Here is a 24,010-nt window from a genome sequence, read left to right as displayed (position 1 = left end):
GCCTACCGTTAAAATGCTGGCCACTTAATCTCAGAGGCTTTATCAAACCTCATTTCTACATCATTCCAATTCACTAGATTCCACCAATTATCAACGTAGCCTCCCCTGTTGTTTTTATACTGTAGATAGTAAGCATGCTCCCAAACATCCAAAACCAGCAGCGGTATAGTGTCCCATTGAGTTAACAGCATATGGCGTTCTGATTGTAATATTTCAAGATGCCTTGCTCGTGGTGACCAGACAAGGATGGCCCATCCTACACCCTCTACCTGTTTTGCTGCTTCTGAGAACTGCTTTTTAAATTTATCGAAACTGCCAAAATAATTTTCAATCTCCCTTTTCAGTAGTCCTTGAGGGCTGCCCCCTCCTTTAGGGATCATGTTCTTCCAAAAAATTGTATGCAAGTAATGCCCTGAACCATGAAAAGCTAATTCTCTCGACCAATGTTTTATTAGGGCAAAATCATTGTTGTCTCTAGCTTTCTTTAAGTTTAATTCTGCTTTGTTTAATCCTTCTACATACGAACGATGATGCTTATCATGGTGCAACCTCATTATTTCTTCTGAAATATAGGGCTCAAGTGCATTGTAAGCATAAGGAAGCTCCGGTAGTGTATGACCGCCTGGCGGGATAGATTTTTTCTCAACCCAGATATTCCCGACACCTTGTTTGCGAGAAAAATAGTTTTCCATTTGTTCATGAATTTCCTCAGCTTTCGATTGAAGACTTAGCATGTCATTATCTGATAATGATTGACCTGTATTTTCTATCAATTCCGTAAAATGATCAAGTTGATCCCATAACTCTAAGTTATCTTTGACATCTTCCGTTTCTAAAAATCGCTTCATTTCCTCATTCCATTCGAATAACTCATGTACATACTGACTAAAACGATTCATGTTATCCCACCTTATATTTCGAATCTACCTAAAAGGTATGAAATATATCAGGGAATATAACCAAAAAAACTGACCTTAAAAAAGGACAGTTTCTCTAATTTTTATTTCGATTGGATCATTTTTGTACGGTAATCTGTTTCGTAGTATTCGAGTTCTTCTCTAACTCTTTGAAATTCTCCCTCGAGGCCTTTTATTAATTTCTGTACACTTTCAGGTACGTTTTTAAAAAACTTTATTGAATTTCTTCCTGTATAGGCTGAACGACTATCCTCAAACCAAGCGTCATTTTTAGGTGAGAAAAATTCTTCAATACATTGATGGAAAATTCGATATAGGGTTTTTTCTGCAGTTGCTTTTTGGAAAGGTTCGCTTTGCAAAATAACCGAACATGCATCTAAGCTTTCTTCGCAGTAAACAAGCAATTTTCTCAAATTTGAGAGTACTAATTTATAATAGGTCGTATCACCTGATAACTGTTGTTCCATTTGTGAAATCGTTGTATTATTTAAATACTCTTCTAAGGTACCAATCGTAGAAGTTAGAAATCCTCCTACATCTTTAAGTTGCGATTTAACTAATGAATTTCCCATCCAAACACCCCTTTGAATTCTTTATTAACCCATCCTATCTCGTCTGCTTAATGTAGTCTAGCGGAGAATGGAGAGCAAATTTATTATTTTGCTTAACAGAAAATACTATTTCAGGTATCTTATCAAATTCTATATCTTGAAAATAAGAAGCAAATTCCTGTTTAGAATTAATGTACAACCGCTTTCGATTGCGCAGACCCGGGTTTTTGATTAGGCACACTAAGGCAACAATGTCTTTAAAAGTTACTTGGATATCGCCTTTTGTTAAGATTGGATTTTGCTGATATGGAGTGAATTCTTGGAAAAATTCATCAAAGTATCTTACATATAATACATGCAGTGTCTTTTCCTCTGATTGATCAATAAAGGTTACTTCACTTCTATTAAAGAAGTCTTCTGAAGTATTTGATTTTTCCTTTTCTAATTCATATCCAATACAGTCTGTAATAAACAATGAAATCAATCTCCTTTAATCATTAACGAATAAGTTGAATCTTCGGAATTTCTTTGAAATCGTATTTCTATTTTATCACATCTAAATGAAATTGTTTTATTTTTAAGCTAAGTTGTCTGTTGATTTCCGCTCCACTAAGGAATGCTTCTTGGAATAGTCACCGCAGTGACAGGTGGTCTTTGCCTGTCACGAGGCACTTCGCTTTCCGCGGGCGGTCCGGGGATCCTCCTCGGCGCAAAAGCGCCTGTGGGGTCTCCCTAGCCCCGTCCTCCCGCAGGACATTGAATTTCTTCCTTGAATCCTCCCACGCACGAAGAAAATGCGATAGCATTTTCGAGGAGTCTTCGTGCCTTCCGCGCAAATCAACAGAGTGCCAATATCAATATTTGCCTTTATCAAAGCCTTATTTTTAAGAATTTATACTTTCTTGAAACTTATCAAAGAATAGGTCGGCTTCTTCTTGGACGAATTCTTCGTCGACTCTATCAGGAAGCTTGGGCAGTTCCTGTATGTTTTTTAATCCAAAGTAATCAAGAAATTCTTTTGTTGTTCCATATAGGTAGGCTCTTCCGGTGCCTTCAGCCCTGCCAACTTCCTTAATTAGCGCCTTTGTCATTAGCGTATGAAGCGGTCTCTCTGTTTTCACTCCACGTATCTCTTCAATTTCAGCACGAGTAATTGGCTGCTTATAGGCAATAATAGCCAAAGTTTCTAAAGCAGCCTGCGATAAGGTAGATGTATTTGGCGATTCAACAAGTCTTTTTAAGTATGTTGCATTTTCTTTTTTTGTTGCAAGTTGATAGGTACCAGCAAGTTGGACGATCATGAGACCGCGATTATTGTCTTCTTCATAGACCTTTTTTAATTCTTCTATTATCTCACCAGCCTTTAGTTCATCTACCTCCAGAACCTCTGCTACATGCTTTAAAGTAAGTCCTTCATCACCAGCTGCAAATAAAAGACTTTCCAAGATACTCTGCCATCTAATTATTTCCAAGTCACTTACGCTCCTTCCACTACTGCATGTACAAAGATATCGCCAAAGTTTTCATCTTGTTCAACGTCTATTTCTTTTCTTTTTATCAGTTCTAAAACAGCTAAAAACGTCACAACAATATGTTCCTTGGCAGGAATAGTGAATAGTTCATTAAAGTTTTTCCGACCTTTTACATGTTTTAACTCAATCATAATTTCAGTCATTCTTGTTTCAATTGATATTTCTTGTCTGGCAATCTTTGTGGCCATTGGGAGCTGCAGCTTTTTTCTTCTTAATAGTTTTTGGAATGCCGCCAACATATCATAAAGCGTGATATTCACCTCTACTTTATCTGGTTGCTTTTCCTTTGCAAAATCTGAAAGATCGCTTGGAGGTTTCGTATACATCAAACCTCGTTCTTCCTCCAAAGACTTTAAATCCTGCGCCGCCTCTTTATATTTCCGGTACTCAATCAGCCTTTCAACAAGTTCATCTCTAGGGTCTTCTTCGTAAGGAAATTCAGAATTTAAGTCATCCAATTCCTCTTCATGCTTTGGTAAAAGCATTTTACTTTTTATCGCTAATAAGGTTGCCGCCATCACTAAAAATTCGCTGGCAATATCTAATTTAAGTTCTGTCATTGTTTTTATATAGATTAAGTATTGCTCCGTAATTTGAGCAACAGGTATATCATATATATCAATTTCAAGACGATTAATTAAATGGAGGAGTAAATCCAAAGGTCCTTCAAAAGCGTCAATTTTTACGTTATAGTGTATCATCTTTCACCAGAATCCTTGATGTAATTTTCATTAAAGTCATAACTATTATTAGTATAGAGGATTCGTAAACGTTATCCAATAGAAAATTCACTCCCTTCCTAATTATTGAAAATGTGGTGTTGGCCTATAACACTGGACAAGCACACTACATATGATGAGAGTGAAAAGAATATCAATACAGTATAGGAGGTATTTGAAAATGGCTGAAGGTTACGGTTTTGGAGGCGGTTTTGCTTTAATCGTGGTTCTATTCATTCTGTTAATTATCGTTGGTGCTTCTTGGTTTTAATTAAGAAAGCCGAAGTAAGCTAAGTGAGTAAGAAAGTCCGCCCTTTTGCGGCGGGCTTTTTCTATTGGAACCACCTGAAGAAAGGATCAATATATGCTACACTGTACATATCTAATTGGTTAGGGGGGATTTTTTGTACCCGGAGCAGTATATTCAATTTTTAGTCCATTTTAATGGTGACCGTGATTATTTTGAGTGCCACGAAATTCTAGAAGAGTATTGGAAGGAATCTACCGATAAGAAGAAGGATTCTGTATGGGTTGGCTTCATCCTGTTGGCAGTGTCAAGATATCATCATCGGCGTGGAAATTTCAGGGGGGCCCAACGAACCTTGGAAAAGGCAATAAAAATCTTGTCCCTACATCAAAATGTTTTATCCAAACAGGGTTTAGATGTGAGTGTTCTATTTCAATTACTCTCAAAACTTCTGAGAGAAATTGAGAACGAGGAAATTTATCAAAGCATTAATCTTCCTGTGACAGACTCTTTACTTCTAAAAACCTGCAGGAAAGAATGTGAAAATAGAGGGGTTAATTGGGGACAGAAGAGTAATATTGAGGATGAATCTATCGTACATAGACATAAATTACGCGATAGAACCATGGTAATTGAAGAACGTTTAGAGGCATTAAGAGTTAAAAAAGGCAACGAATAGTATCGTTGCCTTTCATTGGTTAAGGTTAGCAAAAATCACATTTCTCAACAAACGGTGCAGTGTTATTATTAGCTGTTATTTGCTTATCTGGATACATATCCTTTAAAGCTTTAACCATCCTTTTACCGACCCCTTGGTACCGATGTGAGGGATTGACAGAAATATGTTGAATCATAATGGAAGCGTCATTATCGATCATTTGTACCCCAATAAGACCGATAATATCCTCTTCCTTCCAAAGAAAGAGTTGCAAATTTTCTTCCGTTTCATATTCCTTAATGGTTAATTGAAGTTTCTTCAAGTCCTTTTCTGTAGGCATAAAGGACAATAAGCCCATGGCTATTTTTTCAAATGTTTTCTTATAACGAATTAACATGATAGCTCCCTCATTATATTAAATAAACCCAGTTAGGGATAGTATATTTTTTCCAACTAATTCATAAATAAACAGTTTTCTTTATAATATGTAGTACAATTCGTAAAGTGTTTCAATATTGTCAATCATACATAATAAATGTTCTACTATCAATCCCGATGAACATTATTTTGGTACAATAAAAACCCAATAAATAATTCCCCATACAAGTGCTAGTCCTACAAGAATACCAAAGACACTCCAGTTACTTTTCTTCATCAAATAACCTCCAAATACGATTTGAAGATAGCGTACATGTTGTCATTCTACACTATATATTAAAAATAATCCATTATTCCATAAAAAGAGGACCCGATCAACCTAGGCGCAACAGCTGAATTAGAAAATAAATAAACTGCCGCTTTTGCGGCAGTTTATTTATTTTAATGGCAAGTCTAATCGTAGTAAATCTTCATACGTTTCTCTTTTAACCACGAGTGTGGCTTTCCCATTTTCGACGAAAACAACTGCCGGACGAGGTATCCGATTATAATTATTTGCCATCGAATAGCCATAGGCGCCAGTACAAAAAACAGCCAGAAGATCGTCATCACTTGTTTCTGGAAGAGGCAAATCCCAAATTAACATATCACCAGATTCACAGCATTTTCCCGCAATAGAAACCTTATTAGTGGCCTCAGCTAATGGCTTATTAGCTAGTACAGCTTCATACTTAGCTTGATAGAGCGCAGGTCTAATATTGTCACTCATCCCACCGTCTACAGCTAAATATTTTCTTACACCAGGAACCTCTTTAGATGATCCTATTTGATATAATGTTGTACCTGCGTCACCAACAAGTGATCGTCCCGGCTCTATCCATATTTCCGGCATTGTCATCGAGTTCTGCTGAATTAACTTCTTTACCTCTTTAATAATTTCACTAACATATTGTGAAGGTAATAGCGGTTCATCTTCGCTGGTATAGCGGATGCCGAAACCTCCGCCTAAATTAAGTACCTTTGCTTCAAAGTTAAGAGTATTTTTCCATTGATTCATTTTGCCGACAATTTTTTCAGCAGCGAGTAAGAACCCTGTAGTCTCAAATATTTGTGATCCTATATGACAATGTAATCCTAAAACATTAAATTGATTAAATCGAAGGGCAGTTACTATAGCTTCCTCCGCTTGTCCATTCTGCAAATCAAATCCAAATTTCGAATCTTCCTGACCAGTTAAGATGTAATCATGTGTATGTGCTTCAATTCCAGGAGTAACCCTAAGCAAAATACTGATGGATTCATTTTTTTCAAGACAGATTGTTTTTAATAGTTCTAATTCATAAAAATTATCAACTACAATACAGCCTATTGTGTTGTCAAGCGCCATTTCTAGTTCTTCTCTGCTTTTATTGTTACCATGAAAATGAATTCTTTCGGCTGGAAAACCAGCTGCAATAGCTGTATATAATTCTCCACCCGAGACTACATCAAGAGATAATCCTTCTTCCTCGGCAAGCTGAAGCATGGCAATCGTCGAAAAGGCCTTACTGGCATAGGCAACTTGCGCTTTAACATTTTGTTCATCAAAAGTCTGCTTAAATCCTCTAGCTCTTTCCCTCATTAAGGATACGTCATAAACATAGAGAGGAGTTCCAAATTGCTCGGCCAACTCTACTGCATCTACTCCGCCTATTTCCAAATTACCCTTGCCGTTTACGCCTGTTGTCCCGTAAAAATACATTCCCTTCCCTCTCTCCGTAAAGACTCTTTATTAGTGTATGGCAGGTGCTTAAAAAAGTAATAAATAAATAGACAGAATCCACAAAGGATACTGCCTATTTTTTAGCTTTTTATCCTTTTATATAATTAAAATTACTTTAGCATACCCTTTCGCAATCCGCAATAAATTATTCTCCTTTAGGTGGTTGACGGTACCGATTCCTCGGGTGAACAATGCTTGGTCGAAGAATCGACCCTGGTACTGCCCTACGGAAAATAATTTGCAAGAATCCCTTTGGTTCAAAAGGAAGAAATGGCCAAAAATACGGTGTATTTAAAGTACGAGTTGTTACCAGATGAATAAACAGCAAGGTTGCACCAATTACGAAGCCTGGTGTATGGAAAATCGAAACGAGAATGATCAATACGATCCTGCCTATTTTATTTGCAACACTTAACTCATAACTCGGTGTGGTAAACGTACCAATACCTGCAACCGCAACATATAATATTACCTCAGGAACAAACAAACCAACTTCGATAGCAATCTGACCAATCAACACGGCAGCAATTAAACCCATGGCTGTCGATAGTGGTGTAGGTGTATGTATGGCGGCTATCTTTAAAAATTCTAGTCCAAAATCTGCTAATAATATCTGTACCACTATTGGAATATTGGTTTGTTCGTTAGGTCCAATAAACGATAATTTATCAGGCAATAAAGATGGTTCTAACACGAACAATAGCCATAATGGAAGTAAAAAAATGGATGTTAAAATGCCTAGAAACCGAGACCATCTGACGAATGTCCCCATAACAGGAGCTTCACGAAACTCCTCTGCATGTTGTACATGATGGAAATATGTGGTTGGTGCGATGATTACACTTGGTGATGTGTCCACATAAATGATCACATGTCCTTCTAATAGATGTGCAGCGGCCACATCAGCACGTTCTGTGTATCTGACTAACGGATAAGGATTAAATCCTTGTTTTAAAATGAATTCTTCTATTGTTTTATCAGCCATCGGGATACCATCTATTTTTATGGCCTTAAGTTCTTTACGGAGAATATTAACTAAATCTGGATCTGCAATATCATTTATATAGCCAATTGCGATATCCGTTTTCGACCGTTCACCCACCTTCATAATCTCAAAGCGCAGTCGTTCATCACGTATTCTTCTTCTAGTTAATGCAGTATTTATAACAATATTTTCAACAAAGCCATCACGAGAACCTCTAACTACTTTCTCAGTATCTGGCTCCTGAGGAGAACGACCTGGATAACTTCGGACGTCAACGGCAAGAGCAGTATTTGCTCCCTCCACTACCACAACAATTAATCCAGATAAAACTTGGGTGACCATTTCATCAAGTGTTTTAATTGGACTAACTGATTGATTGACGAGTCTGTTTTCGACTATTTTAAAGAGGTCTGCAGACAATTTTTCATGATCATTTATGCGTACCAGTTCTTCTACAGTTTCAATAATAAATTGAGTATCACATAAACCAGTTATCCAATAAAAGTGGACATCCTTTTTTAGAATTTTTAACTTTCGAACACCAAAATCAAAACTTACACCTAGACCCACCCGCTGTTTCATATAATGTTCAATTTCTTGCAGGGATTCAGGAATCGGCCATGCTTGTTCGGTCTCTTTCGTCACGAAATCCACTCCTTTCGAGTATTAGCTCTACCGCTTTTTTCGTAATGGGGGCACCGCGCTCATAGTGGTCACGCCTTGCCATTTTCCCGACATCTCCAATTCCAACGATAATTGGAACATCTAATTCATCAAGGCAGTATACAGTATCACCATTTAATCTGCCTATCTCAAGTTCTGGTATACCATGTTTATCAACACCATAAGGCGTTATTTCACCATCTCGGTCAATACTTACATCGATTCTCGTCCACTCTGCCTGGTGGGTTTTGGCAGCAACCGCAATAATCCCTAAGACTTCAATATCCTTATGAGTGGCAACATATTTTAATGCTCGTTCCCCTGCTCCCTCACCCACAAGTCCACTGTCGTCAAACATAACTAATACCGGGTCATTAGCAGCCTTTTTAATTAATTTTACGAGCTCCTCCCCTGTTAGAGCAGAAGGATTCCCATAAGACTGCGTAATACAACGCCCTCCCACTTCATGTGCAACATGCTCAACAGCCCTTTTTGCATATTCATCACCATCAGTAATTAATATAACCCGCCTGCGAATACTCATTCTAGGATGTCCTTTCATTACTTCCTTTAATGATGAACAAAATAGACCCATTGGAAAATTGAACCAACAATTTTCCCTAATACAATTGCCATGATTAAAATAATAATTTTCCCATCAATTCCTAACCTTTTTGCAAGGACGGGGAACACGTTTAAAACCTCTGTTAACCCAGCGGCTAACATCCCAACAAATACACCTCCAACCAATCCAAGAGGTAACATAAAATATGGGGATAACCCTAATATTGGATCTCTCAAGCTTCCTGCGCAGCCTGTTAGCGCTCCTAATACTACAGCCCATTCATAGTGTCGAATCATTTTCATTGTTTTCGACAACTGTGTCAATCGAGGGATAATTCCAAGTACTGTCAGAAAAGCTACAAAACCCGAACCAACTGCTAATCCACCTGCAAGTCCGATAAACATTACACTGATTACTTTAATCGTCATTTGTACGTTTCATACTTTCCTTATTTTCATGAATAATGACATAGTTATCTAAATCCATTTGATAGTTAAACATCTCGACTTCCAGGGGACTTGGTTCTTCGTTAATCCTTTTTTGAAATACATGATTAAAGAATAAAATCATTCCTAGACCTAACCCAATTGAATAGGGGATTTGAAATATCCATGGTTTGGTGTCTTCCACACCTGTAATAATTTTGTATAACTTTTCCTGAACACTCCGCATACTTACATCGTCATGAAAATTCATTATAGCCATTGCTGAACCAAAAAATAATAAAAACCAAATTAAGATAAAAAAAGGAAACGACATTTGTTTTTTCTTCATTATTACTTCAATAATTGTTTGCGCCGGTCCAATGGTTTGGACATCTACATCCTCGATTAAACTTGAAATCAATCGAATAACTTTCATGACATCAATGATGACAATGTTTTTGTCCTTTACAGATATCTGATGGACTTTCATTTTTTTTAATTCAGAGATTATTGATTCTGGGGCAATGATTTGTGCTATATCCATTAAATAGATACTTTCTTCCGGTTTTGCCAGAACACGATTCCGCATGCGGATGTAGACTGTTTTTTCCAAAACATTCACTCCCCACACATTGATTTCCTTGTATAAATAGTATGAGCAAAAATCCTTTCTTTACTAAAAAAAAAAGACCGAATGGATTAGAGATCCATTCGGTCCTTCATTTGTTGTAAAATCTTTTTTTCAAGTCTTGAAACTTGCACCTGCGAAATCCCTAACCTCACTGCAACTTCAGATTGCGTTTGGTCTTTATAATAGCGTAAATAAACTATAAGTCGCTCACGTTCATCCAATTCCCGAATCGCTTCTTTTAAAGCAATTTTATCAAACCATTTACCTTCATTTCCATCATCGATCTGGTCTAACAAGGTAATTGGATCACCATCATTTTCATAAACAGTTTCATGAATAGAAGATGGTGTCCGACTTGCTTCCTGGGCGAGAATAACATCCTCTGGCGATAGTTGAAGATGCTCTGAAATTTCGTTAACAGTTGGAATTCTTCCATATGTTTTCGATAATTCATCCTTCGCCTTTCGAATTCTGTTTCCCATTTCCTTTAAAGAACGGCTAACCTTTACCGTTCCATCATCACGAATAAACCTTTGGATTTCACCAATAATCATTGGAACCGCATAGGTAGAAAACTTCACATCATAGGAAAGATCAAACTTATCTACAGATTTCAGCAGTCCGATACATCCAATTTGGAAAAGATCATCTGGATCATATCCTCTGTTTAGAAACCGCTGGACAACGGACCAAACAAGACGCATATTTTTTTCAGCAATATGGTCTCTTGCTGCTTGGTCGCCATCTTGGCTTTTCTTAATAAGCTCTTTAACTTCATGGTCCTTTAAATACGTTTGCGCTTTATCTTTTTTGACCTCCACATCCATTGGCAAGTCTCCTTAATTGCATAGCATTTTGCTTGTGTGTAAATGCTTTTTTAGTCTTACTTCGGTTCCTTTACCTGGCTGTGTGAGAACCTCAACCTCATCCATGAAATTTTCCATGATAGTGAATCCCATACCAGATCTTTCTAGATCTGGCTTCGTTGTAAATAATGGCTGTCGAGCTTCCTCCACATCTACAATACCTAATCCGACATCTTTGATTGAAATGTCCACTATATTGTCTTCAATGGTTACCTGGATATAAACAATCCCATTTGGGTCATTTTCATAACCATGTATGATGGAATTTGTTACTGCTTCAGAAACAACTGTTTTGATCTCAGTCAACTCATCCATTGTAGGGTCAAGCTGCGCAATAAAAGAAGCAACTGTGACACGGGCAAATGATTCATTTTGACTTAAAGCGCTGAATTGAAGATTCATTTGATTCTTCATATCAGGCCACCCCCAATCTTTGCAATGCAAACTCTTCAGTCGGTTCAAGTTTTATGATCTTGAACATCCCCGACATATCGAATAATCGTTGTATTGCTGGGGAAATCGCACATACGACCATTTCACCATGCACCTGCTTTATTTGCTTGTATCGCCCTAAAATGACACCTAACCCAGAGCTATCCATAAAAGAAAGCTGTTCTAGATTTAAAACTATATGACGAATATCATTCTTTTCAATGGCATTAGCAGCTTTTTCTCGTAATTCGTCCGCTGTATGATGATCAAGCTCTCCACTTAATCGCAGCAATAAAACATCATGTTTTATTTCCATTTCAATGTTAAGACTCACTATCCCTAGCCTCCTTCATCTGGTATAGTGAGTCAATTCGTTACCGTTAGAGCAATCTCCTTCTAACAAGACAAAACTAGTTGATATTTGCTAAAAAAAGTAGGAATTCGACATTCCCTTAAGCTACTTCTACTTACCTGCTTTGGTAAACATTCCGAATGAACGTTTATAGAGCGTCCACCAGTTCGCTTCTTTGACGTCGTTTTTCGCCACTAACTCACTCTCAAGGACTACTTTTCCATTTTTGACAAGTTGAATGGTTCCAACCGTATCTCCTTTATTAACAGGGGCGTTAAGGTCTTTTTTTAATATTACTTTTCGTTTAACATCTTCTGTTTTCTCACCTTTTTTTGTGAGTAAAGATAGAGGTTCACTTGTTATTGCTTCAACTTTCTTGTCTTTGCCTTTGTTAACATGAGCATCGCCAATCACTTGATTACGTTTGTACATTGGGTGTGTTTGATATTGGGCAAAAGCATAATTGAGCATCTTTGTCACTTGGGCATTTCTTTCTTTTGATGTCGGCGCTCCAAAAACGACCGCAATTACGCGCATGCCATCCTTTTGCGCAGTTGCTGTTAAACAATACTTCGCTTCAGCTGTAAATCCTGTCTTTAGACCATCTACGCCTGGATAAAAGCGCACTAATTTATTGGTATTGACAAGCCAGAATTTTTTATCTGTATTTTCACGTAGATACGCTTCATACATTCCCGTGAATTTTGTAATGTCTTCATATTTTAATAGCTCCTTGGCCATAATCGCCATATCATGTGCTGAACTATAATGACCGCTTCCTGGAAGACCTGTAGTATTTTTAAAGATCGTATTCTTTAAACCAAGTTCCTTGACTTTGTCATTCATCATATCAACAAAGGCTTCTTCTGATCCTGCAATTTTCTCTGCCATTGCTACAGAAGCATCATTTCCAGAACCAATCGCAATCCCCTGGAGCATTTGTTTAACCGTCATTTCTTCTCCAGGTTCAAGGAAGATTTGCGACCCTCCCATTGAGGCAGCATACTCACTCGTACGAACATTTTCATCCCATTTTAGTTTTCCTTTATCAATTGCTTCCATAATAAGCAGCATGGTCATTATTTTTGTCATACTAGCTGGTGGAAGCTCCTCATTACTATTTTTCTCATAAAGAATTTGACCTGTATCGCGCTCAATTAAAATCGCTGACCTTACATTATTTGTTATATCAGAGCTCGTTTTTTCTTCTGCGGATACAGATGGAATCCATAAACTTGTAAGTAACAAGGCTACTACTAGTAAAGAGATATATCGTTTCATTCGCATAACCCTCCATTCTTTATATAGATTCCATTTTTTCCAAATCTAACAACTTTATACAGTATTTTCCTTTCTGTAATACAAAAAAGTCCAGGAAATTTTTCCTGGACTCTTGCGTCTATCTATTATAGAGTTATTTCTTCATGTATTAAGATTGGTGCCTCTACTTTTTCTGAGGAAACAATTATATTTTCATAAAGTTTTTCTTTCACTGCATTTACATCTTCAAAGTTACTGTAAATCGTTACCAATGATTCGCCTTTTTTCACTTGGTCCCCTATTTTCTTTCTTAGAACAAGTCCAACAGCTAAATCGATGACTGAATCTTTTGTCGCTCTTCCTGCTCCTAAAATCATTGCAGCAGTCCCTACCTCATCCGCAACGATTTCGGATACATACCCATCTTCCTTTGCTTCTAGTTCGAATGTAAATTGAGCCTGCGGCATTTTAGAAGGATCATCCACAATCGATGCATCTCCACCTTGAGAACTCAGGAAGACCTTAAACTTCTCAAGTGCAGAGCCATCTTTAATGACATTTTCAAGCATCTTGCGTGCTTCGGCTAATGAACTTGCCTTTTCGGCTAAGTAAACCATGTGACTGCCGAGCGTTAAGCAAAGCTCGGTTAAGTCCTCAGGACCTTCACCCTTTAATGTATCAATCGCTTCCTTCACTTCAAGCGCATTTCCAATCGCAAACCCGAGTGGCTGACTCATGTCAGAAATTACAGCCATCGTTCGTCTTCCAACATTGTTTCCGATACCTACCATTGCTTTAGCCAGTTCTCTTGAGTCATCTAACGTCTTCATGAATGCACCAGCACCCGTTTTTACATCTAGGACAATGGCATCTGCACCAGCCGCAATTTTCTTGCTCATGATTGAGCCAGCAATTAATGGAATACTATTAACAGTTGCTGTTACATCTCTTAAGGCATATAACTTTTTATCAGCCGGTGTTAAGTTGCCACTTTGCCCAATTACCGCTATTTTGTTTTTATTAACTAACTCAATGAATTCCTCGTTCTTAATCTCAACATGGAAGCCTTTTACTGCTTCTAATTTGTCAATCGTACCGCCAGTATGACCTAAACCGCGGCCTGACATTTTTGCAACTGGAACATCGAGGGCAGCAACTAGCGGACCCAGAACTAGGGTTGTTGTATCTCCCACCCCACCAGTAGAGTGCTTATCCACTTTAATTCCTTCAATTTGAGATAAATCAATTTGATCGCCCGATTCAACCATTGCCATCGTCAAATCTGCTCTTTCTTTTTCAGTCATCCCTTGAAAAAAGATGGCCATGGTTAATGCACTTACTTGATAATCTGGAATGGATCCATCCGTGTATCCATTGATAATAAACTTAATTTCTTCCGTGGTTAGTTCTTGCCCATCTCTCTTTTTCTCAATTAAGTCAACCATTCTCATTTTTATCACCACTTCTATAAGATATTTTTGGATTATTTTGCGATGCTTTTAACGATTTCTTTTATATATAATAGAAAGTTTGCTTTCACTCTTTCAGTTGTTTCAATGACTTCATCATGTGTTAATGGCTGATCAAGAATCCCTGATGCCATATTAGAAATGCAGGAAATTCCTAGTACCTTCATCCCGCTATGACGGGCAACAATAACCTCAGGAACAGTAGACATTCCCACCGCATCGCCACCAAGTGTTCTTACCATTCTAACTTCCGCCGGAGTTTCGTACACTGGTCCTGGATTTCCAAAATAAACGCCTTCTTTAACATTTATCTTAATTTGAGATGCAATTTCTTTTGCAATTGCCCGCAATTCTTTTGAGTACGGTTCCGACATATCCGGGAAACGTGCGCCTAATTTGGAATCATTTGGTCCGATTAATGGATTTGTCCCCATAAAATTAATATGATCGGTGATAATCATTAAATCTCCTGCTTCAAAGCTTTCATTTACCCCACCGGCTGCATTTGTCACAATCAGCATACCTACACCAAGTTCTTTCATAACACGGACTGGGAAGGTTACTTTATCCATCCCATAGCCTTCATAGAAATGGAAACGTCCTTGCATTGCAACAACTTCAACACCATTTAGCAGGCCAAAAACAAGCTGTCCCGCATGCCCTTCAACTGTCGAAATAGGGAAATCAGGGATTTCGTTATAAGGTATTTTCACGGGATTCTCAATTTCATCTGCTAAAACCCCTAGACCGGAACCTAAGATTAGGCCAACTTTTGGTGTATTTGTGTACTTTTCTTTTAAAAATCCTGCAGCATTTTGAATGTTTTCGATATTCATTTTCATTCCCCCTTAATTCAGTTCTTGTAAGAAGCTTTTTCCGAAATTAGGCATCTTCACTTTAAAGTTATCTGCTACCGTTGCCCCAATGTCAGCAAATGTTTCGCGAATAGGAAGTTCTTTACCTTCTGTCATTTGCTTAGAATAGACGATCAATGGGACATATTCACGTGTGTGGTCCGTTCCAGGTGCTACTGGATCATTACCATGGTCTGCCGTAATGATCAATAAATCATCATCTTTCATCTTGGCAAAAACTTCCGGTAAGCGTGCATCATATTCTTCAAGTGCATTTCCATAGCCTTCTGGATCACGTCGATGTCCAAATAAAGCATCAAAATCTACTAAATTCAAGAAACTCATTCCCGTAAAGTCCATATCAAGTGTCTGCACTAGTTTATCCATACCATCCATATTGGAAATGGTTCTAAGTGACTGGGTTACACCTTCTCCATCATAGATATCAGAAATTTTTCCAATTGCAATTACATCTAAAGCAGCGTCTTTCATCTCACTCATAACCGTTCTGTCAAATGGTTTTAATGCATAGTCATGACGGTTAGCAGTTCTTTTAAAATTACCTGGTTCACCTAAGAATGGTCGGGCAATAACACGACCCACCATATACTTTTCATCTAGGGTTAATTCACGGGCAATTTTACAAATTTTATATTGCTCTTCAATTGGAATGATTTCTTCATGAGCTGCTATTTGAAGTACAGAATCCGCAGAAGTATAAACAATCAATGCTCCTGTTTTCATATGCTCTTCCCCTAGTTCATCAAGAATTTCCGTTCCACTAGCGGGTTTATTGCCAATAATCTTTCGACCTGTGCGTTCCTCTAATTCTGAAAGCAACTCATCTGGAAATCCATCGGGAAATACCCGAAAAGGTGTTTGAATATTCAACCCCATAATCTCCCAATGGCCTGTCATAGTGTCTTTACCGTTCGAAGCTTCCATCATTTTTGTATAGTATGCTAATGGTTTTGCTACTTTTTCTATTCCTTTAATCTCACGGATATTACTCAAGCCTAATTTCCCCATGTTTGGCATGTTGAGTCCATTCATTTTTTCAGCAATATGTCCCAGCGTATCTGCACCCTTATCACCAAATTGGTCTGCATCCGGAGATTCCCCAATTCCTACAGAGTCCATTACGATCAGAAATATACGTTTATATGTATTTATAGCCATTCTAGTCTGCCTCCTTTTTCTATAAATAAAAATAATTTACTTTGTTAATTAATAACAATAGAATGCCCTTATCAGAAAGGATTATTTATACTTTAAAAAATCCAACGTCAGAAGTCTGACCTCTTTATTTTACTAAACTCTAGTAAAATTACAAGAAAAAGCTGCCATTAAATTTGGCAGCTTTTCGACATTTTTTAAACTTTTTATGTAACTAGTATACTATTAAGCTCTAGGATGGAATTTACTATAAACATCTTTTAATCTTGTCTTCGTTATTTGAGTATAAATTTGTGTGGTAGAAATATCAGCATGTCCCATCATTTCTTGGACTGCTTTTAAATCGGCGCCATTTTCGATAAGATGTGTTGCAAAGGAATGCCGAAGGGTATGCGGAGTTAATTCGCTCTGAATACCAGCTTCTTTAGCCAGTTTTTTTAAGATTTTCCAAAACCCTTGTCTTGTTAACCGCCTTCCTTGGTGGTTTAAGAATAATGCATAGTCAGAGTGATTTTCCTGTAGAAAATATGGTCTTCCATGCTCCAGGTAACGTTTTAGTGCTTCTGCGGCTGGTCCCCCAATGGGAATAATTCGCTCTTTATCACTTTTACCGGTGACGGTAACAAAGCCCAACATTACATTAACATGATCTACATCGATTTGAATAAGCTCACTGACACGAATACCCGTGCCATAAAGAATTTCTAGCATAGCCTTGTCTCTTAAAACAAAATGCCCTTGGCCATTAGGAGCCTCTAGAAGCTTTTCTACTTCCTCCAAGCTTAACACTTTAGGTATTGTTCTTTCTGATTTAGGCGTATCGATTAGGACAGAAGGGTCCTGTTTCGTTGCCTGATCTCGTAAAAGAAATTGATGGAAAGCACGAATAGAAGCAACATGCCTTGCGAGAGTTTTAGCAGATTTGCCTTGCTCCTTTAAAAAGGTCAGGAATTGGATAATGTGAACTCGCTGAGCGTGATCTAAAGTCTCAATTCTCTCAACGTTTTTTAGGTAGCGAAGATAGTTTTTCAAATCTCGTTCATACGATAGCAGCGTATTCTTTGCCATATTCTTTTCAACGAGTAAAAACTGCATAAAATTTTTCAAATGATTATCCATTCAATACTACTCCCCATTTAAGTAAAACAAAATCAACCGATCCAACCAGTAAGGATTGTCTTCCTTATTAATGGTAGAAACCTTTAAAGCCGAACCTTCTGGTGAATCGTAGCGATGATAATTTTGATACTCCTCATTTACCCACATAATACCATAATAAAAGAGTATCGTGCATCCAGTGAATATGACAAAAACCTTTAAGGTTTGTAGTACGATTTTAATAAAAGAGAGCATATACCTTCCCCCAAACAGTTAGCCTAGTAAAAGATATGCCAATTTGTCCAACTTTTATACCTACTGTTTAGGTTCTATAAAGAAAAAAGCCCTTTTATTTAAAAGGACTTAGCATTAATCAACTTTTTCTTCTGTTTTTTCTTTATCCTGACAGCGATAGCAAATGCCATGAAATGTAAGGCGATGGTCTTTTATTTTAAAGTTCCATCTTCGTTCAACAACAGCCTCCACATCTTCAAGAAGATCTTCTTGAATTTCATCCACTGCTCCGCATTCAATACAAACAAGGTGATGATGAAAATGGGCTGCCCCTTCTTGGCGAAGGTCATAACGAGAAACTCCATCACCAAAGTTAATTTTATCAACAATCTTCAATTCAGTAAGTAATTCAAGTGTTCGATATACAGTTGCCAATCCTATTTCAGGCGACTTTTCCTTAACGAGGAGGTATACATCTTCTGCACTTAAATGATCCTCTTCATGCTCTAACAATACCCGAACGGTTGCTTCACGTTGAGGTGTTAGCTTATAGCTCGATGAATGCAAATGCTTTTTAATTCTCTCAATTCTTGTTTCCATCACGAAGTCCCTCCCTCGCCGCTGCTATTCTCATTATAACAGATGAGAAAGAGGAGTCAAAATAAAATTATTATAAATAAGTTTTTATAATCGATATTATTTAATAATTGTTATAAATTTAGTGATCCCATCATGGTTTTCATCAGCCATGGTGATACGTAAGCCTCGACTCCTGATGCAGCAGAAATGAGTACTACCGCAATTATGAAGGTGAGAATATAGTTCTTAAAGAATGGCAAAATTGGTTGACCATAGGACTTAAAAAATTGTTTTTTTATCATTCTCAATGAGAATATTACCGATAAAGCAGCCATTAAAATGAAAACGGGAATGATAATCACATTTTGTGGCAGAATGGACACAAATGCGAGAAAAAATCCTTTTATGCCTAATTGACTTACTAGGAAACCCACCGTAAAGCCTACCACCAAACCTTTAATAAATAATAGAATGAGGATGACAGGCAGCCCAATAATCGAAATTCCTAATATCCAAATCAGCCCAATGAACTTGCTGTTATGAAGAAAGCTTTGGGTAAATAAATCATGGTTTTCTGCCACTTTTCCATTTTGAATTTGCCCAAAGAATTGTGATAAATAATAAAATAAATCTTCCTTTTGTGTGATACTCATGCTATTAACTACAATAGCTCCAAAGATCACGCCCATTAAAAATAATATAACAATAAATAAAAAAATTGAGGAATGCTCACGGAAATAACTAGCGGCATCGTTCGGGTACAATCGTTTCTTCATCTGCAGTCCCTCCTATTTCTCCTAATCAAGTTATTACATTTTATGCCTTTCTAGTATTTCTATGACGATAAAATAATAGATTTTCATTTTTAAAAGAGGGGGAGTGAGGTAAATGCGGGCTTCGCTGATATAAATCGATTAACGCTGATATATTAGTTTTTCAGTTAAATTTAGGCAAAAAACCTGACAGATACTGCGATTCTGCCAGGTTTTCAATAGAACTATTAAATTAGTCTGCAATTTTTCCGTATTTTCCTCCGCCGCCTGCTGTTAAAGTCACTTTTCCCTCTCTTGCTTTCATGATGAGGTCAGCAATCTTTGGTGGAACCACTTCGGTTAGTGCCTGGTATGGAACTTCATGCAATATTGCCATTTCAGATCCAAAATGATTGACGAGTTTTTCAAGTAATTTTGGTCCCAATCCAGGAATAAAATCTAACGGTACTTGATGGACATAGGGGGGACGTCCTTCGGGACTATGATCTGCAGTCTTTAATTCAAGAATTCGGTCGGCTACTCCTTTAACTATCTGATTTTTCCCACACTGTGTACAAATTTGATCTTCCTCATGGGCTGGGTGCAAGCATTTTGCACAGACGGTTTTGTGATATTTACCAAGGAGCGGATCTAACCCGTAGTTCGCGATAATTTGCCTTCCCTCTTCCCTCCTCAACGCCATTCCTAATTCTTTAAATGACGGTTCGTTCATCGATATTACCTGATATTCACGAGCAATTTTCGCTAAAGAATGCGCATCGGAATTGGTCACAAATGTATAGTTGTGTAACTCACTTATTTGATCTGCCATCATTGTATTCGAACTCAGACCAAGCTCAATCCCATCGATTAGGATGGGATCAAATACCTCTGTTAAAGATTTATTGACACCCTTGCCGTAAAGGCTTTTAAAAGGTGTAAACACATGTGCTGGAATAAATATCCCGCCAATTTCTTTTACTTTTCTTTGCAATTCCAGACCTGATACATAAATCCGCTGGGAACTTAATTGGACATTTTTTAAATGATTAGACAGCCAATTCGAGAACTCTTTCATGATTAAGATTGTCGGAAAATAACAAAGAACATGTATGGGTCCATTGCATTGTTCATCATAGATTTCTAACTCTGAACCAGGAATAACGGTCAAATCACCGAATGCTAAACCTCCATCTGGATGTTCAACAATGTCTCCACTCGAAACTAGACTTTCCATTTCTAGAATTACTTCTGGTGAGTGGCTATCAATAATCCCAACCATATTCAGCCCTTTTTCGTGCCGAGCATGTTCAATGATATTGGTAAATGTTAATGATTTAGCGCCAGTTATTTTCACAGGCTTACCAGTCCAGGTTCTTCCGATATGAATATGTAAATCTACATAATAGCGTTTCATTTTTTTGCTAATGCCTCTTGTAGTTGTAAGTATTGCACAGCATAGGCGGTTTTAGCATCATAAATTTTTTGTTCCTTTATATATTGAATCGCTTCATCAAGTGTAAGTTCCTCAATATTCACAAACTCATCTTCATCAAGTGTTGCTGCATTTTCCTTCTTTGTAAGTCCTTTGGCAACATATAGATGAACAATCTCATCTGCAAATCCAGGTGATGTATAGAACGAGACAAGCAGTTCCAGACTTTCACATTCATATCCTGTCTCTTCCTCTAACTCACGTCGGGCACATAGAACAGGCTCCTCGCCTTTTTCCAACTTTCCTGCAGGAATTTCAACGATTGTCCGTTCAAGCGCTTTCCGAAATTGCTCAACCATAACAATTTTCTGGTCATCAGTGACGGCCAAAATAGCGACTGCACCTGGATGTTTAATAATCTCTCTTTTTGACTGTTTTCCATTTGGTAGTTCTACATCCTGAAGATGAAGACTAATGATCTTTCCTGAAAAAATTTCCTCGCTATGTAATGTCTTTTCATTAAGAGTACTCATCTATGTCAACTCCTGTTCTAATTCGGTATGTGCTGCTCATACATTTTACCATACATTATTTGGAGGGGTATGGGATGAAGGTATATGTGCATGAGAAAGGAATTATTCTAGTTGGTAAGGGCTGGGAAATCGTACAGAAGCTAAAGGAATACAATAAAGAGTATCCTACCGTTGCCGAGTGGGTAGAAAAAGTCGCACCAAAATAATCGCATAATTTGTAGTCTTCCCCGGACTTACGTAAAATTATAGAAAAGGACGGGGTGATATTTTTGAAAAAAAGAAAACTGGGAAAGTCAGATTTATGGGTAACAGAGTTAGGCCTAGGCTGTATGTCGATTGGCACAGATGAAAAAGCAGCTAGAGAGATTATTGAAACCGCATTAGATGAGGGAATCAATTATTTTGATACAGCAGACTTATATGATTTTGGTGAAAATGAAAAAATCGTCGGGTCTGCTTTAAAACAGGTACGTGAGAACGTCATTCTTGCGTCTAAGGTTGGAAATCGTTGGAATCAGGATAAAAAAGGCTGGTCATGGGATCCCTCCAAATCGTATATAAAAGAAGCAGTAAAGCAAAGTCTGAAACGACTAGATACAGACTATATTGACCTTTATCAACTTCATGGCGGGACAATTGAAGATCAGATTGAGGAAACAATAGAAGCATTTGAAGAATTGAAGTCTGAAGGCTATATTCGCTATTATGGAATTTCATCGATTCGTCCCAATGTCATTCGTGAGTATATAAAGAAGTCACATATTGTTTCGGTTATGATGCAATATAGTATATTAGATCGCAGACCAGAAGAAGAAGCCTTGCCATTGCTTCATGAGCATGGAATTAGTGTAGTCACCCGTGGTCCTCTTGCAAAGGGACTTCTAAGTGATAAAATGCTCGAAAAGGTGTCACAGAAAGGATACCAAGACTATAGTCAGGAAGATCTTCTTACTGTATTACCTGTGCTAAAGGACAAGTTGGCGGGTGACCGCTCATTTACCGAAGTAGCACTTCAATACAATTTGACTCATCCTGCTGTTGCTTCTGTTATTGCTGGAGCTAGCAGTCCAGAACAAGTAAGAGCCAATGCCCGTGCTATTAATAGCCCGTCTTTAACTGAAGATGAAATAGCGCTGATAAAAACAATTTCTAAGACAACGTATTATAAAGAACATCGTTAAAAATAGAGAGCCATTTGGCTCTCTATTTAAATTCCTTCCAGTTCATCCCGCTCTCATTTAGCAGATCCTCAAACGACTTATTCTTTTCCTTTAAGCGACGCTCTTCACGTTTTTGCTGCTCTTCTTCTTCTTTTTTACGCTCTTGTGCGGCCTTTAGTTGGTCTTGCTGTTCTTTTAACTGCTTGATTAATTCCGGGTTAATCATATCTTTCAGCGTAACCGCGGCTTCTTCTTTTTTTGGTTTAGATTGATTTTTTTGTTTCGATTTCTTTTTCACGAAACTCCCCCATAAACATCATTTCAAATGTATTATAGCAATTTTTAAATGAAAAAGCAGGCTGGTTTGCTCGTCAGCCTGCCTTACTTATTAATAAGCTTCCACTACGACATTCTCATCCACTGTCAAGGAAGCATCTGTTGAATTAACTACATCCTCGATTGTAAATCCTGAGGCCACTTCAACTAACTTTAACCCTGAATCCGTTACATCCATTACCGCCCGCTCGGTGATAATTCGATGAACGACCCCTTTCCCTGTTAACGGCAGTGAACATTGTTTTAGTATTTTTGATTCGCCGCGCTTATTGACATGCTCCATGATGACAATAATTTTCTGTGCTCCATGGACGAGATCCATGGCACCACCCATGCCCTTAATCATCTTACCCGGAATCATCCAGTTTGCAAGGTCTCCTGTTTCCGAAACCTCCATGCCTCCAAGGATGGCTACATCTATATGTCCGCCACGAATCATCGCAAAGGATTCTGCACTATCAAAATAGGCTGCACCACTAATGGCTGTAACCGTTTCTTTTCCGGCATTGATTAAATCAGGATCAACTTCTTCCTCCGTTGGATATGGACCAATTCCCAGCAGTCCATTTTCTGATTGAAGAACCACCTGCTTATTATCCGATATATAATTTGCAACAAGCGTCGGCATACCGATTCCTAAGTTCACATAAAAACCGTCCTCAATTTCTTTCTCTGCCCTTATCGCAATTCTCTCTCTAACAGAGACCATTGGCACTCTCTCCTTCCAGCAATCTATTTTCTAACTGTCATTCTCTCGATCCGTTTTTCCTGCTTTCCTTCTATAACCATCTGAACATATACGCTCGGAGTGTGGATAAAATTAGGATCAAGTTCACCAATTTCACAGAGTGTCTCCACTTCAGCAATCGTTACTTTACCAGCAGCAGCAATCATCGGATTAAAATTTCGTGCCGTTTTGTGGTAGACGAGATTTCCCATCTTGTCACCCTTCCATGCCCTAACAAGACTAAAGTCAGCTGTCAATGCTTCCTCTAATAGATACTCTCTACCTTTAAAGACCTTTGTTTCCTTGCCCTCGGCAATTGGTGTTCCTACCCCTGCAGGAGTATAGAAGGCCGGAATGCCTGCACCGCCTGCCCTTATTTTTTCCGCTAACGTTCCTTGTGGAGTCAATTCTACTTCGAGCTCACCCGCTAATACCTGTCTTTCAAACTCTTTATTTTCTCCCACATAGGACCCTATCATTTTTTTAATCTGTCTATTTTTCAAAAGTGGTCCAAGGCCCCAATCATCGATTCCACAGTTATTAGAAATGACGGTTAAATCCTTAACCCCTTTTTCTACCAATGCTAAGATTAGATTTTCAGGAATTCCGCACAAGCCAAAACCGCCGACCATCAACGTCGCACCATCTTGAATATCAGCGACTGCTTCCTGGAAGGATGTAGTGATTTTTTTCATCGTATTCGTTCTCCCCTCA

31 protein-coding genes are annotated in these 24,010 nt (G+C 38.0%); 4 read left to right on the top strand and 27 right to left on the bottom strand.

Annotated elements, in window-relative coordinates:
- Positions 1 to 8: 8 nt before the first annotated feature.
- The 5 genes from QUG14_RS26900 to QUG14_RS26880 all read right to left on the bottom strand — a co-directional run bounded on the left by QUG14_RS26900 (position 9) and on the right by QUG14_RS26880 (position 3,698).
- Complete coding sequence (locus tag QUG14_RS26900; RefSeq protein ID WP_289343535.1) at positions 9 to 899, bottom strand: superoxide dismutase; 891 nt, start codon at positions 897 to 899, stop codon at positions 9 to 11.
- Between the two features lie 101 nt (positions 900 to 1,000).
- On the bottom strand, positions 1,001 to 1,489 hold the full coding sequence (locus QUG14_RS26895; RefSeq protein WP_289343534.1) for a YpuI family protein: 489 nt from the start codon (positions 1,487 to 1,489) through the stop codon (positions 1,001 to 1,003).
- Positions 1,490 to 1,523: 34 nt separating this feature from the next.
- Complete coding sequence (locus QUG14_RS26890) at positions 1,524 to 1,943, bottom strand: hypothetical protein (protein WP_289343533.1); 420 nt, start codon at positions 1,941 to 1,943, stop codon at positions 1,524 to 1,526.
- 409 nt (positions 1,944 to 2,352) lie between these two features.
- Entirely contained in the window at positions 2,353 to 2,940 is a 588-nt protein-coding gene (scpB, locus tag QUG14_RS26885; RefSeq protein ID WP_289343532.1) for an SMC-Scp complex subunit ScpB, read from the bottom strand.
- 5 nt (positions 2,941 to 2,945) lie between these two features.
- The gene (locus tag QUG14_RS26880; protein WP_289344247.1) at positions 2,946 to 3,698 is read right to left on the bottom strand and encodes a segregation/condensation protein A; all 753 of its coding nucleotides are present in this window, start codon (positions 3,696 to 3,698) and stop codon (positions 2,946 to 2,948) included.
- 202 nt (positions 3,699 to 3,900) lie between these two features.
- Between QUG14_RS26880 and QUG14_RS26875 the strand changes: the two genes are divergently transcribed.
- Together QUG14_RS26875 and QUG14_RS26870 are read left to right on the top strand one after the other, a co-directional pair.
- Positions 3,901 to 3,990, top strand: coding sequence for a YjcZ family sporulation protein (locus tag QUG14_RS26875; protein WP_179156986.1), 90 nt, complete (start codon positions 3,901 to 3,903; stop codon positions 3,988 to 3,990).
- 133 nt (positions 3,991 to 4,123) lie between these two features.
- Positions 4,124 to 4,645, top strand: coding sequence for a DUF309 domain-containing protein (locus tag QUG14_RS26870; protein WP_289343531.1), 522 nt, complete (start codon positions 4,124 to 4,126; stop codon positions 4,643 to 4,645).
- Positions 4,646 to 4,670: 25 nt separating this feature from the next.
- On the opposite strand, the gene QUG14_RS26865 is transcribed toward QUG14_RS26870, so the two are convergent.
- The 19 genes from QUG14_RS26865 to QUG14_RS26775 all read right to left on the bottom strand — a co-directional run bounded on the left by QUG14_RS26865 (position 4,671) and on the right by QUG14_RS26775 (position 21,073).
- Entirely contained in the window at positions 4,671 to 5,021 is a 351-nt protein-coding gene (locus QUG14_RS26865) for a GNAT family N-acetyltransferase (RefSeq protein ID WP_289343530.1), read from the bottom strand.
- 417 nt (positions 5,022 to 5,438) lie between these two features.
- Complete coding sequence (lysA, locus tag QUG14_RS26860; protein WP_289343529.1) at positions 5,439 to 6,743, bottom strand: diaminopimelate decarboxylase; 1,305 nt, start codon at positions 6,741 to 6,743, stop codon at positions 5,439 to 5,441.
- 166 nt (positions 6,744 to 6,909) lie between these two features.
- Positions 6,910 to 8,394 (bottom strand): spore germination protein, encoded by a 1,485-nt coding sequence (locus QUG14_RS26855; RefSeq protein WP_289343528.1) that lies wholly within the window; start codon positions 8,392 to 8,394, stop codon positions 6,910 to 6,912.
- Positions 8,357 to 8,956, bottom strand: coding sequence for a stage V sporulation protein SpoVABEA (gene spoVAEA, locus QUG14_RS26850; RefSeq protein WP_289343527.1), 600 nt, complete (start codon positions 8,954 to 8,956; stop codon positions 8,357 to 8,359). The genes QUG14_RS26855 and spoVAEA overlap by 38 nt, the downstream gene beginning before the upstream one ends.
- A gap of 26 nt (positions 8,957 to 8,982) precedes the next feature.
- The gene (locus tag QUG14_RS26845) at positions 8,983 to 9,405 is read right to left on the bottom strand and encodes a stage V sporulation protein AB (protein ID WP_289343526.1); all 423 of its coding nucleotides are present in this window, start codon (positions 9,403 to 9,405) and stop codon (positions 8,983 to 8,985) included.
- The gene (locus tag QUG14_RS26840; RefSeq protein WP_289343525.1) at positions 9,395 to 10,015 is read right to left on the bottom strand and encodes a stage V sporulation protein AA; all 621 of its coding nucleotides are present in this window, start codon (positions 10,013 to 10,015) and stop codon (positions 9,395 to 9,397) included. The genes QUG14_RS26845 and QUG14_RS26840 overlap by 11 nt, the downstream gene beginning before the upstream one ends.
- 86 nt (positions 10,016 to 10,101) lie before the next feature.
- Positions 10,102 to 10,860 carry an RNA polymerase sporulation sigma factor SigF gene (gene sigF, locus QUG14_RS26835; protein ID WP_221822810.1) on the bottom strand — a complete coding sequence of 253 codons (759 nt, stop codon included), beginning with the start codon at positions 10,858 to 10,860 and terminating at the stop codon, positions 10,102 to 10,104.
- Between the two features lie 12 nt (positions 10,861 to 10,872).
- A complete protein-coding gene (spoIIAB, locus tag QUG14_RS26830) occupies positions 10,873 to 11,313 on the bottom strand; it encodes an anti-sigma F factor (protein WP_289343524.1) in 441 nt (146 codons plus the stop codon).
- Between the two features lies 1 nt (position 11,314).
- On the bottom strand, positions 11,315 to 11,665 hold the full coding sequence (spoIIAA, locus tag QUG14_RS26825) for an anti-sigma F factor antagonist (protein ID WP_289343523.1): 351 nt from the start codon (positions 11,663 to 11,665) through the stop codon (positions 11,315 to 11,317).
- Between the two features lie 129 nt (positions 11,666 to 11,794).
- Positions 11,795 to 12,964 carry a D-alanyl-D-alanine carboxypeptidase family protein gene (locus QUG14_RS26820; RefSeq protein ID WP_289343522.1) on the bottom strand — a complete coding sequence of 390 codons (1,170 nt, stop codon included), beginning with the start codon at positions 12,962 to 12,964 and terminating at the stop codon, positions 11,795 to 11,797.
- 125 nt (positions 12,965 to 13,089) lie between these two features.
- Positions 13,090 to 14,394: a pyrimidine-nucleoside phosphorylase gene (locus tag QUG14_RS26815; protein ID WP_289343521.1), complete on the bottom strand. Its 1,305-nt coding sequence runs from the start codon at positions 14,392 to 14,394 to the stop codon at positions 13,090 to 13,092.
- A 32-nt stretch (positions 14,395 to 14,426) separates the two neighbouring features.
- Entirely contained in the window at positions 14,427 to 15,248 is an 822-nt protein-coding gene (locus tag QUG14_RS26810) for a purine-nucleoside phosphorylase (RefSeq protein ID WP_289343520.1), read from the bottom strand.
- Positions 15,249 to 15,260: 12 nt separating this feature from the next.
- Positions 15,261 to 16,445, bottom strand: coding sequence for a phosphopentomutase (deoB, locus tag QUG14_RS26805; protein ID WP_289343519.1), 1,185 nt, complete (start codon positions 16,443 to 16,445; stop codon positions 15,261 to 15,263).
- 222 nt (positions 16,446 to 16,667) lie between these two features.
- The gene (xerD, locus tag QUG14_RS26800; RefSeq protein ID WP_289343518.1) at positions 16,668 to 17,561 is read right to left on the bottom strand and encodes a site-specific tyrosine recombinase XerD; all 894 of its coding nucleotides are present in this window, start codon (positions 17,559 to 17,561) and stop codon (positions 16,668 to 16,670) included.
- A 6-nt stretch (positions 17,562 to 17,567) separates the two neighbouring features.
- Entirely contained in the window at positions 17,568 to 17,795 is a 228-nt protein-coding gene (locus QUG14_RS26795; protein WP_289343517.1) for a YqzK family protein, read from the bottom strand.
- A gap of 114 nt (positions 17,796 to 17,909) precedes the next feature.
- Positions 17,910 to 18,374 carry a ferric iron uptake transcriptional regulator gene (fur, locus tag QUG14_RS26790; RefSeq protein ID WP_289343516.1) on the bottom strand — a complete coding sequence of 155 codons (465 nt, stop codon included), beginning with the start codon at positions 18,372 to 18,374 and terminating at the stop codon, positions 17,910 to 17,912.
- Between the two features lie 110 nt (positions 18,375 to 18,484).
- A complete protein-coding gene (gene spoIIM / locus QUG14_RS26785) occupies positions 18,485 to 19,129 on the bottom strand; it encodes a stage II sporulation protein M (RefSeq protein ID WP_289343515.1) in 645 nt (214 codons plus the stop codon).
- 229 nt (positions 19,130 to 19,358) lie between these two features.
- Positions 19,359 to 20,522 (bottom strand): endonuclease Q family protein, encoded by a 1,164-nt coding sequence (locus QUG14_RS26780; protein WP_289343514.1) that lies wholly within the window; start codon positions 20,520 to 20,522, stop codon positions 19,359 to 19,361.
- Entirely contained in the window at positions 20,519 to 21,073 is a 555-nt protein-coding gene (locus tag QUG14_RS26775) for an NUDIX hydrolase (RefSeq protein WP_289343513.1), read from the bottom strand. Before QUG14_RS26775 ends, QUG14_RS26780 begins: the two co-directional genes overlap by 4 nt.
- Before the next feature lie 74 nt (positions 21,074 to 21,147).
- On the opposite strand from QUG14_RS26775, the gene mciZ reads away from it, so the two are divergent.
- Together mciZ and QUG14_RS26765 are read left to right on the top strand one after the other, a co-directional pair.
- Positions 21,148 to 21,279, top strand: coding sequence for a Z-ring formation inhibitor MciZ (gene mciZ, locus QUG14_RS26770; protein WP_289343512.1), 132 nt, complete (start codon positions 21,148 to 21,150; stop codon positions 21,277 to 21,279).
- Positions 21,280 to 21,342: 63 nt separating this feature from the next.
- Positions 21,343 to 22,254: an aldo/keto reductase gene (locus QUG14_RS26765; RefSeq protein ID WP_289343511.1), complete on the top strand. Its 912-nt coding sequence runs from the start codon at positions 21,343 to 21,345 to the stop codon at positions 22,252 to 22,254.
- Between the two features lie 22 nt (positions 22,255 to 22,276).
- On the opposite strand, the gene QUG14_RS26760 is transcribed toward QUG14_RS26765, so the two are convergent.
- From QUG14_RS26760 to QUG14_RS26750, 3 genes are all read right to left on the bottom strand, one after another.
- Positions 22,277 to 22,531, bottom strand: coding sequence for a YqkE family protein (locus tag QUG14_RS26760; RefSeq protein WP_289343510.1), 255 nt, complete (start codon positions 22,529 to 22,531; stop codon positions 22,277 to 22,279).
- A gap of 90 nt (positions 22,532 to 22,621) precedes the next feature.
- Complete coding sequence (locus QUG14_RS26755; protein ID WP_289343509.1) at positions 22,622 to 23,278, bottom strand: 3-oxoacid CoA-transferase subunit B; 657 nt, start codon at positions 23,276 to 23,278, stop codon at positions 22,622 to 22,624.
- A 23-nt stretch (positions 23,279 to 23,301) separates the two neighbouring features.
- Positions 23,302 to 23,991: a CoA transferase subunit A gene (locus QUG14_RS26750; RefSeq protein ID WP_289343508.1), complete on the bottom strand. Its 690-nt coding sequence runs from the start codon at positions 23,989 to 23,991 to the stop codon at positions 23,302 to 23,304.
- Between the last annotated feature and the right edge of the window lie 19 nt (positions 23,992 to 24,010).

This window comes from Neobacillus sp. CF12, assembly GCF_030348765.1.
Taxonomy (GTDB): domain Bacteria; phylum Bacillota; class Bacilli; order Bacillales; family Cytobacillaceae; genus Neobacillus.
Note: the sequence above shows the minus strand (reverse complement) of the source record. Positions and strands in the feature narration are given on the sequence as shown.